Source organism: Sporosarcina sp. Y1009, assembly GCF_057669865.1.
Window position 1 is genome coordinate 1 of the sequence record NZ_JBYHFO010000003.1, and the last position, 14659, is coordinate 14659.

The following is a 14659-nucleotide window of genomic DNA, read 5'->3' on the forward strand; positions in this document are numbered from 1 at the left end:
TGATAAGAAGTGATGAACAGAACCTTAAGTTGACGCGTATGGTCGCCGCCCTGCACTCCGATCAACTGTAGATTTTATTATATAAAGAAGCATATTCGATGATGTTACTAACTAACATCACTTACAAGAGTAACGTCAACAATCTATTTAGATCAAATCGGCTATGAACCAAATTATAATCACGAAACAGAGAACAAAAGTCATCTATATCTCATTTCATAATCCCTATTATAAGAAACTATAAAAAACAATCCAGCGGGAGGCCTCCACCAGCGCCGCAGCGAATAAATGAGAAATCCCCACATATCACTTCACTAAGTATCTAAAAAAAACCATATCTCATCACACTAGAGCCCAACCTATGTAATCAACTGTCTTTATAATTGTTTCACGTCTCCCACAAATAATAGAAACGGAAACAAACTATAAAAACCAATCCAGCGAAGGCGCCTTACCGGTGGTAGCCGGAGCAATAAGACTGATAGTGACCTTCTATCAGGCTTATTGCGGGAGGCCCCCACCAGCGTCGCAGCGAATAAAAGAGAAATCCCCACATATCACTTCACTAAGTATCTAAAACAAAACCCATATCTCATTACACTAGAGCTCAACTTATGTAATCATCTGTCTATATAATTGTCTCGCGTCTCCCACAAATAATAGAAACGGAAACAAACTATAACACCAATCCAGCGTAGGCGCCTTGCCAGTGGAAGCCGAAGCAATAAGACTGATAGTGGTCTTCTATCAGACTTATTGCGGGAGGCCTCCACCAGCGCCGAAGCGAACTAAAAAGAAATACTCAATTATCACACCACCAAGTACCCATTAATTATAAATTACCAATTGACTAGCAAACAAGAAAACGCATCAAACAATATAGTAGACTATGTTATAATTGCAATATTGAAGTCTTGAATCTTCATAGTAAAACCTAAATTCTAACAATATAAATCTATAAACCATTGTGAGGGCTTAAAAATGAATTTTGCAATCATCGGATGCGGTTTTATCTCCATAAAACACGTAGAAACCATAAAAAAAATAAGCGGCTCGAAAATTGTAGCAGTCTGCGACAATAACCCCGCAGCAACAGAACGCTACGAAGTAGAATTCGGCGCAACCGCCTATACAGATATAGAAAAAATGCTAGCAACAGAAAATATAGACATCGTTAACATTTGCACACCTAGTGGATCACACGCGAAAATTGCCGAACTGGCGGCTTTTTACGGGAAACACATCATCGTAGAAAAACCGATGGCGCTCACACTAGAAGACTCAGACCGAATAATCGAAGCAACCGAAAAGAACAATGTGAAACTAGCGGTTGTTCATCCAAACAGATTTCGTCCCGCTGTGATGAAACTATATGAAATCATCGAACAAGGACAATTAGGTAAAATTAGCCATGCACTGTGTATCGTGAATTGGAATCGCGGTCAACATTATTACGACCAAGCACCATGGCGCGGAACCAAAGAACAGGATGGCGGCGTATTGATGAACCAAGCCATCCATAATATAGACTTGCTCTTATCGGTCATGGGGCGTCCAACCGAAGTATTTAGTATGGGCGCAACACGGCTTCGGGACATTGAAGTCGAAGACGTTTCGACAGGTGTAATCCGATTTGAGTCGGGTGCATTGGCGACTGTACAAGCATCCACGACAGTTTATCCACAAAACTATGAAGAGTCATTGACAATATTTGGAGAAAAAGGTACCGTGAAAATTGGCGGTGCACATGCACTCCATTTTGAAACGTTGGAGATTGACAATATTGCGGATGCAGAAATTGAACAAACGGTAGAAGCTGTAGCATCCGATCCTTGGGGAACACCCGGACATGAACGAATTATACGAGATATGATAGACGCGATAAAAGAAGATCGTAAGCCATTAATTGATGGAGATGACGGACGAAATGCAGTTGAACTCGTGCTAGCATTCTACGAATCAGCTGAGAAAAATAGTCCGATTAAAATTTTGAAAAGGGGAGAGCCAAATGACAAAAGTAAAAGCAAGACCAGAAAAGCTGATCGAGCAATTCGCGTCTAAAAAAGCAACGATTGGTGTTGTTGGTTTAGGCTATGTTGGCCTCCCACTAGCCGTTGAAAAGGCAAAAGCAGGCTTTACTGTAATTGGTTTTGATATACAAGAAGAAAAAGTAGGAATGGTGAACGACGGTAAAAACTATATTGGTGATGTCGTGCAAGAGGATTTACAAAATCTAGTAGACCAACAGAGGCTGACTGCCACAAGTGATTACGCTTTCTTGCAAGATGTTGATGCAGTCGCAATCTGTGTTCCAACTCCACTCGATATTTACAAACAACCCAATATGCAATATGTAGAGAGTTCTGCAAGATCAATAGCAGAAAACATTCGTCCAGGCACACTGGTTGTCCTAGAAAGTACAACCTATCCGGGTACGACTGAAAAGCTCATAAAACCAATCTTTGAAGAAGCAGGATTTGTCATCGGCGAAAATATCTTCCTAGCGTATTCACCAGAACGCGTAGACCCGGGGAATAAGCAATACAATACAAAAAACACACCGAAAGTAGTCGGGGGCGTCACGAAAAGTTGTACCAAAGTTGCAGCTGCTTTATATCGCGCTGTATTAGATAGTGACATACACGAAGTCTCTAGTCCGAAAATTGCCGAAATGGAAAAACTTTTGGAAAATACGTTTCGTAACATCAATATTGCACTTGCCAACGAGATGGCAATCCTCTGTCATAAAATGGACATTGACGTATGGGAAGTGATTGATGCTGCAGCGACAAAACCATACGGATTTATGCCATTTTATCCAGGGCCAGGAATCGGCGGACACTGTATTCCGATCGATCCATGGTATTTAACTTGGATTGCCCGTGAGCATAATTACCATATGAAATTAATTGAATCTGCAGGCGAGATAAATGACGGAATGCCTGATTTTATCATCCAACGTTGTACGGAAGTGTTAAATGAACAGCGAAAATCGGTCAATGGCTCAAAAATCATTGTACTGGGTGTTGCGTACAAAAAAGATATTGACGATTACAGGGAATCGCCGATCTTACCTGTATTGAAGAAACTCACCAAATTAGGCGCGGATTGGGAAGTTGTAGACCCATACATACCACAGTTTGTCATAGATGGTGAAGTCGTTGAAACAGTGTCACTAACAAAAGAGAAATTAGTAGAAGCCGATCTAGTCATTATCGCAACGAATCACAGTGCATTTGATTATGACCTACTGCATGACAATGCGAATGCGATTCTTGATACACGTAATTCTGCAGTAAATCGTGATTATATTAACGCGGGATATCAGAAGATATAACATGTCGAAAACGAAAAGAAACTCATTATATCTATTAGGCGGATTGTCATTATCACAGCTGATTAATTTCATCACATTACCGATTATTACACGCCTATTTACACCGGACGATTACGGAGTATTTACGATTGCGATGACAATCAGCACTTTCTTTATTATTATTTCAACCTTAAATTATGATAAAGCAATCATCTTACCGAAAGAAGAAAAAAAATCGCAAAACCTATTAAGGATTATTGTGATTAATTCTTTTGCCTTAGCCCTTATAAGTGTCGTGCTTCTTTATATAACAGGATTATATAAATTGCCATTTTTAACAGAAAAGGGGTTAACGGGGCCAGTTCTTCTGATGATCATCGGCATTACCTTTTTCACAGCAATGTCTCAAGCATTCTATTACTATAATAATCGGTTTGACCGGTATTTGAAGATGTCGATGTCTCGGATACTCATGTCAGTTATTTTTGTAGGACTTGCAATAGTATTCCCAACGCTTTACTTAAATTCTTCTGTGCAGTATTTACTGACAGCGCAGCTTGTTTCCGTTATAAGCGTATGCTTATTTTTATATATGCCGCGCCAATTTTCATTATCAACATGGAATTTTAAGAAAAACCATACAGGAATGAAGGCGACGGCAAAAGAGTATGATTCATTTCCCAAATATAATGTTCCGCATGCAATTTTAGATATTGTTTCTGCAAACTTAATCATCGTCGTCATTACGATTTTGTATAATGTTGCCTATGTCGGATTATTTGCAGTTGTACTTCGCGTGTTAAAAGCCCCGATTAGTTTGATTGGAACGAGCTTGTCGCAAGTATACAATCGTGAAGTAGCCAAATTACTGCAAGAAAAACAATATGACTTAGTGCGTCCGAAAACAAAAGGCTTGATCATTAAACTCATTTTTGTGTCGACCCCGTTATTTATCGTTTTCGCTTTCTTTTCGGAAACGATTTTCGATCTATTCCTAGGTGAAAGATGGGTTGGCGCAGGACAAATTGCAGCGATTTTAATTATTTGGATTTCGATAAACTTTATTTCATCACCGATTTCTCAAACGTATATTTTGGTAGGGGAACAGAAAAAAGCATTACTCCTTTCGGGAGCGCAAAATATATTGCTGTTGATTTATTTTGGTTTTTCGTTCTTCCTAAAATTGGAATTCATGACGTTCTTATTATACTTTTCTATAATTAGCGCATTTAATAATCTGGTGTTTGCCATTTGGACGTACAAAATTACAAATCGTGATTATTTGAAAAAGAAATTGGATACGGGAGGAATATCGTGAAGGTTTTAGTTATGTCTCATATGTACCCGCATCTTAATAATCCGAATTCCGGTACGTTTGTGCATGAACAAGTCGTCGAATTACAAAAACAAGGCGTAGAAGTTGTGGTGCTCTGTACATTATCCAAGAGTGCAAAAGCTTTAACATACATCTCCAAGAAGTGGAAAAACTACTACGAACAGCCGTCCTTTACAGAACTAGACGGGGTGCCAGTTCATTTTGATAATTACCTAGTCATTCCACGCAACTTTTTTTATCACACATCTGGCGCACGTATGTATAACGGGATCGTTGATAAAGCAGTAAGCTTACATAAAGAACATCAATTCGATCTGATTCACGCCCATGTTGCACTGCCCGACGGCTATGCCGCGGTAAAAATCGGTGAAAAATTGAATCTTCCGGTGGTGACAACAATCCACGGGCAAGATGTTCAAACTGTCATTCATAAAAGTAAGCAATGTAAAAACAAAATAGAATATGTGATTGATCAGTCAGATGCTACTGTTTTCGTTAGTACAAAGTTATTAAAGCTAAAAGAACAACATCTGACTATGAAAAATGATCGAAGTGTCGTGATTAATAATGGTTTATCTTCATTATTTAACAGCACTGCAGCTGAAAAACGACAATCGAATCACATAACCCAATTGCTAAGCATCTCAAATCTAAAAAGTACAAAAGGACTAAATTACAACCTCGAAGCCCTCAGCCAATTAAAGAAAGAAGGCTCTACTTTCCACTATTCAATTGTTGGCGAGGGAGAAGAGAAAGGGAATTTAGAAGCCCTCGTCACAAGGTACCAATTAGAAAACGAGGTATCATTTCTGGGTTTATTAAAAAGAGAAGAAGTGCTCCATCAAATACAGCAATCCGATATTTTCACGATGCCGAGTTGGCAAGAAGGTTTTGGCATGGTCTACTTAGAAGCTATGTCACAAGGGTTGCCGATTATCGCCTGTAGAGGTGAAGGCATTGAAGATGTTGTGACAGACGGAGAAAACGGATATTTAGTGAAGCCGAAAGAGCATCTGGAACTAAAAGAGCGCTTAGCCCAACTATTGAATGGTGCTGATTTACGTCGTAAAATAGGTGGAAATGCTAGAGATACGGTGAATCGCAACTTTACGCTGTCGGAAACCGTTAGAAGACTAAGAGGCTTATACCAATCTGTGGTAAATGGAGAGCGAGGTATTGAATGACTAACTTACATATTCTTCAATTAAACTCTTATTTCATTGCCAATAAGCTTCATCATAAGTTGACTTCAACGTTGGCTAGAAAAAACGTGCAGCAAACGGTTTATATACCAATTAAGTCGAAGGAACTTGAGAATCGAAATATTGTCGATTCACATCAACTTGAATTTCACTACGACTTTATATTGAAAAAGCATGACCGCATTTTATATAAAGGAAAGATCAACAAACAGTTGCGAAGAATTGAAGAGAAAATAACAAATATAGAATCGTTCGACCTGATCCATGCACATACCTTATTTAGCGACGGTGGCACTGCGTATTTATTGAAAAAGAAGTATGGGCTTAACTATGTCGTCTCGGTTCGAAGTGCGGATATTTATGCGTTTTACAAATATGCGATTATCCATCGGCCTTTTATTCATAAAGTGCTTGAGAACGCTTCAGCAGTCGTTTTTATTTCGCATGCCTATCAAAAACAAACACTAAATCTTTTACCTAAAAGCGTTGTGCAGGCAATTGAACATAAAACAAAAGTTCTACCAAATGGTGTTGACGACAAATGGTTTGAAATGGTGCCTTTGAAACAATACGTGGCCGAGCGAAAAAAGCTCCGTCTCTTATTTACAGGTTCATTAGATAAAAACAAAAATCTAGGGACCGTGTTGAAATTGGCACATAGCCTGCAATATAATCATGCCGTCGATGTGACAGTAAACGTAGCTGGAGATGGACCGTTAAAGGAACAGCTGCTGGCTGTGCGTAAAGAGTTGAAATTACAAGACTTCGTTCATTTCCACGGAAATGTTTCAATCGAAAAACTACGTGCACTTGCGGATGAATCAGATATGTTCATCCTTCCTTCATACAAAGAAACATTTGGCATTTCTTATATTGAAGCGATGTCACGAGGTTTACCAATTATCTACACAAGGGGCGAAGGAATCGATGGGTTTTTCCCTGAAGGGGTTGTTGGCTATTCAACAAATCCTGATGATATAGATGAAATGGCGGAGAAAATCGACTTAATTTTAAGAAATTATGACCAGATTTCCGATAACTGCATTGAAAAATCTAAACGATTTAATTGGCATGATATTGCGGATGAATATAAAGATTTGTATGAGAATGTAAGGAATAGGAGACCAAAAGATGAAAGTTCCAATGCTAGATTTATCTGAACAGTATTCGACAATGAGAGATGAAATATTAACCAAACTCGATGAAGTGATGTCTTCTTCACAATTTATTCTCGGCAGTCATGTGAAAGAAGTGGAGCAGAATATCGCAGAAATGAGTGAAACAAAACATGGGATTGGTGTTGGCAACGGCTCGGATGCCATCCATATTGCACTTCAAGCCGCGGGTATTTCAGAAGGCGATGAAGTCATTACTACAGCGTTTACGTTCTTTGCAACAGCGGGTGCAATTGTTCGTGCACAGGCAACACCTGTATTTGTCGACATCGACCCAATTACATTCAATATCGATGCAACTAAAATAGAAGCAGCCATTACAGAGAAAACGAAAGCGATCTTACCAGTGCATTTATATGGTCAAATGGTGGATATGGATGCAATTATGCAAATAGCTGAGAAATATAATTTGCATGTCATTGAAGACGCGGCCCAGGCAATTGGCGCGACATATAAGGGAAAACAAGTTGGCCAACTAAGCAGTGCAGCAACATATAGCTTCTTTCCTACGAAAAACTTAGGCGCTTACGGTGACGGCGGAATGATTGTATCGAATCTTGAAGACCTAGCAGAGCAGGCGCGGGTCATCCGTGTCCACGGGAGTAAACCGAAATACCACCATCATGTATTGGGGTATAACAGTCGTTTGGATGAAATGCAGGCAGCCATCTTAAGTGTCAAACTTCCACATTTAACAGCGTGGAGCGAAAAACGTCGAAGTCACGCGAATTACTACACAGAACAATTAGCAAAATGCGAAGCAGTTGTAACGCCGATAGAAGCAGAAGGGAATTATCATGTCTTTCACCAATACACACTACGTGTAGAAAATAGAGATGAACTTCAGGAATACTTAAAAGAACATGGTGTTTCTACGATGATTTATTATCCAATTCCATTACATACCCAACCTGTTTTTGAGGGGCTAGGTTACGCAGAAGGCGACTTGCCAGTTACTGAAAAAGCAACGCAAGAAGCTTTGTCATTGCCGATGTTTCCAGAACTGAAAAAATCACAACAAGATTATGTCATTGAGAAAATACTGGAGTTTTACGCATGAAAAAAATCATGACAATTGCAGGAACAAGGCCACAATTAGTGAAAGTTGCCGCAGTCTCTAGAGTTTTACGCGAATCTTTTGAAGAAATTCTCGTCAATACTGGCCAACATTATGATTACAAAATGGCAGGTGTGTTTTTCGATGAGCTTAATATCCCGAAACCAAATTACGACTTAGGAATTGGATCCGATACACATGGACGGCAAACGGGAAAAATGCTGATTGCTGTTGAAGAAGTTGTAGAGAAGGAAAATCCTGATGCCATTCTCGTGTATGGGGATACGAACTCTACGCTTGCAGGAGCAATCGTCGCCAGCAAATTACATATACCACTCATTCATATCGAAGCAGGACTACGAAGTTACAATAAAAAAATGCCTGAAGAAATTAATCGAATTATGACAGATCACGTCGCAACATTATTATTTGCACCGTCTGATTTAGCTGTCGCGAACTTGGCGCAAGAAGGAATTCATGAAGGCGTTCACCAATCGGGTGATGTCATGTACGATGCAGTGCGCTATAATATGGAAATAGCAGAAGGGAAACACGCCCTCGAAGCATTTAATGTAACGAGCGGTCAGTATATACTAAGCACGATTCACCGTGCAGATAATACAGATGACCCAGAACGCTTGGAAGCAATTTTAAAAGCATTTGTGGAAATGAACGAGAAAATCATTTTACCGCTTCATCCTAGAACGAAAAGTAAAGTTGATTCATTCGGACTACAGAACATAATAGAAAACGCTTCAAATATTGAAATTATTGAACCCCTCTCTTATTTGGAAATGTTACTTTTAGAGAAACATGCAAAAGCAATCATCACTGATTCTGGTGGGGTGCAAAAAGAAGCTTATTTTATGGGCGTACCATGTATCACATTACGAGATCAAACTGAATGGACGGAAACGATAGATGCAGGGTGGAACCAGTTAGTCAATCCACTCACGGATAACTTACCAAAAGTCCTCGAGAACCTAAAACCAGGAAAACCGGCTGAAAACTTATATGGTGATGGAAATGCTGCGAAAAAAATTATTGAGGTAATAAAATCTAATTTGTAAAATTCATAAAACTGGTCTAATAGTCGGCCAGTTTTTTATAGGTAGGTGGAATCACTATGACACTTAAAAAAGGTCGAAATGTGGTACTAGGGGATAATGTGGAATTTGGAAACAATGTTATACTAGGGAATAATGTAATAATTTACGAGAGAACGACAATTGGCGATAATTGCATCATTCAAGATAATGCCGTCATCGGAAAACAACCGACACGTGCAAAAACATCGATTTTGCCAGATATAAAAGAATTATTACCACCAACTGAAATTGGTAGTGGGGTAACAATTGGAACTTCTGCAATCATTTATGCGAACGCTAAAATAGGCAATGATGTATTTGTCGCAGACCTTGCGACAGTACGTGAGCGCGTTCAAATTGGTGAGGCAACCATTATTGGTCGCGGCGTCGCGGTAGAAAATGATTGTATGGTAGGTAAGCGTTGTAAATTAGAAACAAACTGCTATATTACGGCCTATTCACAGATTGGAAATTATGTTTTCATCGCACCAAATGTGGTGACCACAAACGACAACTATATGGGCCGAACAAAAGATAGACTGAGCCAATTCAAAGGGGTAACGATAAAAGATGGCGGTCGAATTGGCGCAAACGCAACCATTCTTCCTGGAAAAACGATTGGTGAAGATGGAACTGTTGCAGCTGGAAGCATTGTTTCAAAAGACGTTGAGAAAGAAAGTCTGGTCATCGGTTCCCCAGCGAAGGAAATTAGAAAGGTTCCGAACGAGCAATTATTAAGGAATCAATAAGGAAGTTGTTATATGAATCTTTGGATATTTAATCATTATGCGGTAGGTCCAGGTTCTTCAGGATTTACACGACATTATGACTTAGCAAGAGAATTAGTAAAGAAAAAGAAAAATGTCACCATTATTGCAGCCTCTTTTAACTATCAAACCAAAAAAGAGGAACGTCAGTATAAAAAAGGTGAATGGTATCAAATTGAAATGCTCGATGGCATAAAATTCGTGTGGATTAAAACGATACAATATCAAGAGAACGATTACAAACGCGTGATCAATATGTTCGAATATGCGATAAAGGCTTACTTCATCAAAAATGTCCTTAAAGATCAGCCAACACATGTCATTGGCTCATTAATGCATCCTTTTGCAGCGATTACTGGTGCAAGAGTCGCCAAAAAGAAAAAAGCATTGTTCATCTTTGAGGAAAGAGATTTATGGCCGCAGTCAATGATCGATCTTGGAAACGCATCGCCCAAGAGTTTTAAAGTGAAAATACTTCGAAAAATAGAACGTTGGCTGATTAATTCTTCAGACAAAACCTTATTGTTATTTGATAAAGCAAAACAATATATGTTGCAAAATGGCGTCGCACATGAAAAACTAATGGTTGTATCCAACGGTGTCCAATTGGAAAATTACACAAAGAATTTAGCGAAACAGTTACCGCCAGAAGTAAATGCAGTTTTTACCGAGCATGCTGGGAAACTTATTGCAGTATACACAGGTGCACACGGTATGGCGAATAATTTAGACATGGTACTCGATGCTGCAAAGGAATTGGAAAAACAACAAAAAAACGACATCCATTTTATATTTTTAGGTAATGGTGTCCATAAAACGGAACTTGAAAATCGGAAACATCTAGAAGACATTGACAATGTTTCATTTCTTGGTTCCATTCAAAAAGACCATATCCCTAACTTCTTAAGTAAGGCGGATATTGGCTTATTGCCATTACATGACTCGCCTGTGTTTAACTGGGGTATCAGTCCAAATAAGATGTACGATTATATGGCGGCGAAATTACCAGTAGTCATCATGACGGACATTGATGAGGACGCACTACACGCGGAGAATCCGAGTTTGCTCATTCGTCATAATCAAGCCGAAAACTTAGTGAAGTTGCTTAGTCAACTGCAACTGGAACGTCAAAAAGCGAAAGAAATTGGTGAACAAGGTTATCAATTCATTCTGCAACATTGTACATGGGAGACATTAGCAGAAGACTTTTTACGCCAATTAAACATAAATACTGAAACTTAATAAAGTCGATTGGATGGGACATATTTTGAATGAAAAACAAATTGATTTCAAAAAATATAGCTATTTATATGTCAGTACAACGGCCAAGCATGATACACCTATGCTTAGACTACCCGACCGCAAAATTATCAATGAGCGATCTTTAAATTACATTATTTCGGATGAAACAACAGCCATCGATTTCTTTCATCGAGTGGATGGACAAATACCGACTATTATCATAGATTGCGAGTTAAAACAAAAAATAGACTTATACACACTTGCAGAAAAATATATAAAAAAATCCAGAATATTTACCAATAAACCCAATGATATTGCAGTAGAGTCCACGGATATATTGCTACAACATCATTTTTCAGGTGCGCTTGTTGGAAAAAAGGTGTTAATTATCGGTACGGGTAATATTGCATTTAAAGTTGCACTGCGTCTAGCCGAACGCAGCGCTCAAGTATTTATTGACGGACGTAATGAACAGAAAGTCAATCAATTGGTAGAGACCATTAATATGGTGATGCCAGCATACAGCAAGCACAATGTGCAGAAATTGGATGTAGATACTTTTGACGGGCAACTAGATGCCATCATTCCATTCATATCTGCTGAAAAAATCATTGAAGATACCTATGCGAAGTGGTTGCACAGTGGTTCAATCTCGATTGATGGTGGAATTGGAAACTTTTCTGAAAACTATATTGCAGCTGCTTTAGAAAAAAACACAAAGATGATTAGATTAGATGTACGAATTGCAATGCCGTATATGGAAACTTCGCTTACATCGCTATTTCCGACATTCGATTTCTTTGAACGCGTAAGCGGTGAGAAAGAAATTGACGGCATCACGATGGTCGCTGGCGGAATTATTGGCAAAGAAGGATCTGTCATTGTTGACCAAATCGAAAATCCGCACCAAATCATTGGGATTGCGAACGGTTATGGAGGCGTTAAAAATGAGTCAGCATTATCAACAGAAGAGAGAAGAAGTATTGACTTGCTCCGAAAGCATGTCTTATAAAATCACCAAAAGAGCATTCGATATTCTGTTTAGTACCTTTACTGTGATCGTGATAAGCCCTCTATTACTCCTGCTTGCTTTACTTATAAAACTTGAAGACGGTGGCCCGGTCATATTTAAGCAAAAAAGATCAGGACAGAATGGTGAAGTATTTAATATTTACAAGTTTCGTTCCATGAAAGTTCAGCGCAAACAAAAGAGTAATACAACGTCTAAATATAATTGGCCAAATCGTGTACCTGATGACTTTGTTTTTAAGATGACAGATGATTTCGATCCTAACGTGACGAAAATTGGCCGATTTCTTAGAAAGTCCAGCTTAGACGAGTTACCGCAATTCTTTAACGTCGTCAAAGGTGAAATGAGTATAGTGGGTCCGCGCCCCGAAATCATTGAAATTACAAGTTGCTACGATCCGGAGCAATATCAGCGATTATCCGCGAAACCTGGCATCACAGGGTGGGCACAAGTCAACGGCCGCAGCGAGATGAACCACGGACGAAAAGTCGCATTAGATTTAGAGTATATTGAGCACCAAAGCTTTACACGAGACATTAAAATTATTGCCATGACCATTAAACAAACCTTATTTGGTAAAGGGGCGATATAAAAGAAAAGATAACCAACAGTATAAAACTGGGTTATCTTTTTTATTGGGAAATTTTTGATATGATTTCGCGACATTCTTTTAGAAAGGACGCCTTTCGTCGGGCATCACCGCATGTGTCATCCAATCCTACACAGAGCAACTTGAAATTATAACCAACAACGAAAAGCAACTTGAAAGATGGCAAACAAAAGCGACATCAACTCAGCCTTGTTTTTTCGGAGGGGATGCTCAAAACACCAAATTATTTACTTCATCATTAACATCGCTATCTGAGCTGCCGTGTCCTCCCTACCGATGTTTAAAAAGTATTGATAAGACTCCTTGGCATAAAAGCGGGCGTCAATAAATCCTCCATTTTCCATGAGATGCGGAATCAGTACCTTATATAATTTTTCGTAATAAAGTTCTTTTTCATCTTCCACAAGGAGGGTAAGGAGATCGAAATGCATGGTTTCATCGTTCCCAGGGTGTGAGATACCTTCTTTAATCAAACCCAACCATTTCTCTTTTTCATTATCAGCAAAAGGTTTGCTTTGCCATAAGCGACTGTTAATTTGACCTATCAATGAACTTATGTAATAAGCTTTATCATCCATTTGTAAAGAAAATTTCTTCGCCTCTTCATAGATGGTCTGTGCTCTTTCAAACTTTTTTTTCAAAAAATAAGTTCGAGCAAAGTTCATAAGCAGAACCCAACGTCTTTTATGAAACTGATATATATCACACATTTGAATCAAGTCCCGATACTTTTGAATCGTATCATCAAAAGTATCGATTTCATTGCTTTGTGTCAGGATCAGCAGTAGGATTTCCGTATCGATTATTCTTTTGAAATTATTAGTTTGTCTAAAGTAATCCAAGGCTTTCATGGCATAAAATAAAGCCTTGACTTGGTTATTTACGTAAAACAAAGAACCTGCGATGTGATAGTATATTTCATAATTAGGGTATTCACTTCCCTCGATCTTTATCAGATGTTCCAAAGCCTTATGATATTTTTCCTCTTGGCATTCTTTCATCCCAAGGATATGTTCCCTCATATACCATTCAAATCCTTGCAGGATCGGATAGTTATCATCTAACTCCTTCAACATTTTATTGAATTCGTCCATATTTTTGATTTCCAAAGCATATCGACATCGAATGAGTAAAAAAAAAGGATGAAACACATCCATATAAATAATGGGGTTTTTGGCCAAATCATTTAATCTGTTTTCGACAGTATCCAACTGAAGTTTCACAATCATCGTATTAATTTCGTTTAACTGTACTTTCAGATACTTGAATCGTTCAATTTCTATTTCTTCCTGAATTCCAAGTCGCTCACACAAAAGATTGATTGTGGCAGTAGAAACCTTTGTAGAGCCTTTTTCAATCCTACCTAAATGCGCCTCAGAACAGATGCCATTCCCCAAATCTCTCTGGGTCCATCCTTTCTGTTTGCGATAGTATTTGATGATCACGCCTATGTCCAATGTCAATCACCTCTAGTATTTACATCTATAATTTTAAGCAAGACTTCTATATCAGTCCAAAAGGCCTGAAAAAATAACCCAGATTAGAAGACTTGCATTAATTATACAACTCTATGTAAAGTAATAAAAGAAAGATGTTTCATTACATTTCGACTTTTATGAAAATGATGAACGGAAAAAGGGGGTTATTTGACGATTTTTGTTCAATAGAATCGAATCATCAAAGCCATCAGAAGTCGAAAGCCGGAAAACGCAATATGCTAAATCAAAATCGAATGTTTCCGAAGCGCTTTACAAAACAACAAAAGTCGTTGAGCCGTTCGTATTCTATTGAAAGAAGGAGGAATTTAATAGTTTTTACATTTAATTGCTAGGGGGA

The 14659-nt window shown here is 38.6% G+C and carries 13 protein-coding genes; 12 read left to right on the top strand and 1 reads right to left on the bottom strand.

Features of this window, described 5'->3' with window-relative positions; translation table 11 throughout:
* Nucleotides 1-981 precede the first annotated feature (981 nt).
* The 11 genes from AC25Y1_RS04760 to AC25Y1_RS04810 are packed head-to-tail and all read left to right on the top strand — an operon-like array spanning nucleotide 982 to nucleotide 12805.
* Nucleotides 982-2061, top strand: a complete 1080-nt coding sequence (locus tag AC25Y1_RS04760) for a Gfo/Idh/MocA family protein (protein WP_488146813.1) — start codon at nucleotides 982-984, stop codon at nucleotides 2059-2061.
* A complete protein-coding gene (locus tag AC25Y1_RS04765) occupies nucleotides 2009-3337 on the top strand; it encodes a nucleotide sugar dehydrogenase (protein ID WP_488146814.1) in 1329 nt (442 codons plus the stop codon). The genes AC25Y1_RS04760 and AC25Y1_RS04765 overlap by 53 nt, the downstream gene beginning before the upstream one ends.
* Nucleotide 3338: 1 nt before the next feature.
* On the top strand, nucleotides 3339-4634 hold the full coding sequence (locus AC25Y1_RS04770) for a lipopolysaccharide biosynthesis protein (RefSeq protein ID WP_488146815.1): 1296 nt from the start codon (nucleotides 3339-3341) through the stop codon (nucleotides 4632-4634).
* Nucleotides 4631-5836: a glycosyltransferase gene (locus tag AC25Y1_RS04775; protein WP_488146816.1), complete on the top strand. Its 1206-nt coding sequence runs from the start codon at nucleotides 4631-4633 to the stop codon at nucleotides 5834-5836. The genes AC25Y1_RS04770 and AC25Y1_RS04775 overlap by 4 nt, the downstream gene beginning before the upstream one ends.
* On the top strand, nucleotides 5833-7014 hold the full coding sequence (locus AC25Y1_RS04780; protein ID WP_488146817.1) for a glycosyltransferase family 4 protein: 1182 nt from the start codon (nucleotides 5833-5835) through the stop codon (nucleotides 7012-7014). The genes AC25Y1_RS04775 and AC25Y1_RS04780 overlap by 4 nt, the downstream gene beginning before the upstream one ends.
* Nucleotides 6986-8089 carry a DegT/DnrJ/EryC1/StrS family aminotransferase gene (locus tag AC25Y1_RS04785; protein ID WP_488146818.1) on the top strand — a complete coding sequence of 368 codons (1104 nt, stop codon included), beginning with the start codon at nucleotides 6986-6988 and terminating at the stop codon, nucleotides 8087-8089. The genes AC25Y1_RS04780 and AC25Y1_RS04785 overlap by 29 nt, the downstream gene beginning before the upstream one ends.
* Complete coding sequence (wecB, locus tag AC25Y1_RS04790) at nucleotides 8086-9156, top strand: non-hydrolyzing UDP-N-acetylglucosamine 2-epimerase (RefSeq protein ID WP_488146819.1); 1071 nt, start codon at nucleotides 8086-8088, stop codon at nucleotides 9154-9156. The genes AC25Y1_RS04785 and wecB overlap by 4 nt, the downstream gene beginning before the upstream one ends.
* 56 nt (nucleotides 9157-9212) lie before the next feature.
* A complete protein-coding gene (locus AC25Y1_RS04795; protein ID WP_488146820.1) occupies nucleotides 9213-9923 on the top strand; it encodes an acyltransferase in 711 nt (236 codons plus the stop codon).
* 12 nt (nucleotides 9924-9935) lie between these two features.
* Nucleotides 9936-11183, top strand: coding sequence for a glycosyltransferase family 4 protein (locus AC25Y1_RS04800; protein WP_488146821.1), 1248 nt, complete (start codon nucleotides 9936-9938; stop codon nucleotides 11181-11183).
* A 25-nt stretch (nucleotides 11184-11208) separates the two neighbouring features.
* A complete protein-coding gene (locus AC25Y1_RS04805) occupies nucleotides 11209-12195 on the top strand; it encodes an NAD(P)-binding domain-containing protein (RefSeq protein WP_488146822.1) in 987 nt (328 codons plus the stop codon).
* Complete coding sequence (locus AC25Y1_RS04810) at nucleotides 12185-12805, top strand: sugar transferase (protein WP_488146823.1); 621 nt, start codon at nucleotides 12185-12187, stop codon at nucleotides 12803-12805. The genes AC25Y1_RS04805 and AC25Y1_RS04810 overlap by 11 nt, the downstream gene beginning before the upstream one ends.
* Before the next feature lie 245 nt (nucleotides 12806-13050).
* Here AC25Y1_RS04810 and AC25Y1_RS04815 read toward each other — a convergent pair whose 3' ends face one another.
* Nucleotides 13051-14280 (bottom strand): helix-turn-helix domain-containing protein, encoded by a 1230-nt coding sequence (locus AC25Y1_RS04815; RefSeq protein ID WP_488146824.1) that lies wholly within the window; start codon nucleotides 14278-14280, stop codon nucleotides 13051-13053.
* Between the two features lie 199 nt (nucleotides 14281-14479).
* On the opposite strand from AC25Y1_RS04815, the gene AC25Y1_RS04820 reads away from it, so the two are divergent.
* Nucleotides 14480-14614, top strand: a complete 135-nt coding sequence (locus AC25Y1_RS04820; protein WP_488146825.1) for a hypothetical protein — start codon at nucleotides 14480-14482, stop codon at nucleotides 14612-14614.
* Nucleotides 14615-14659 lie beyond the last annotated feature (45 nt).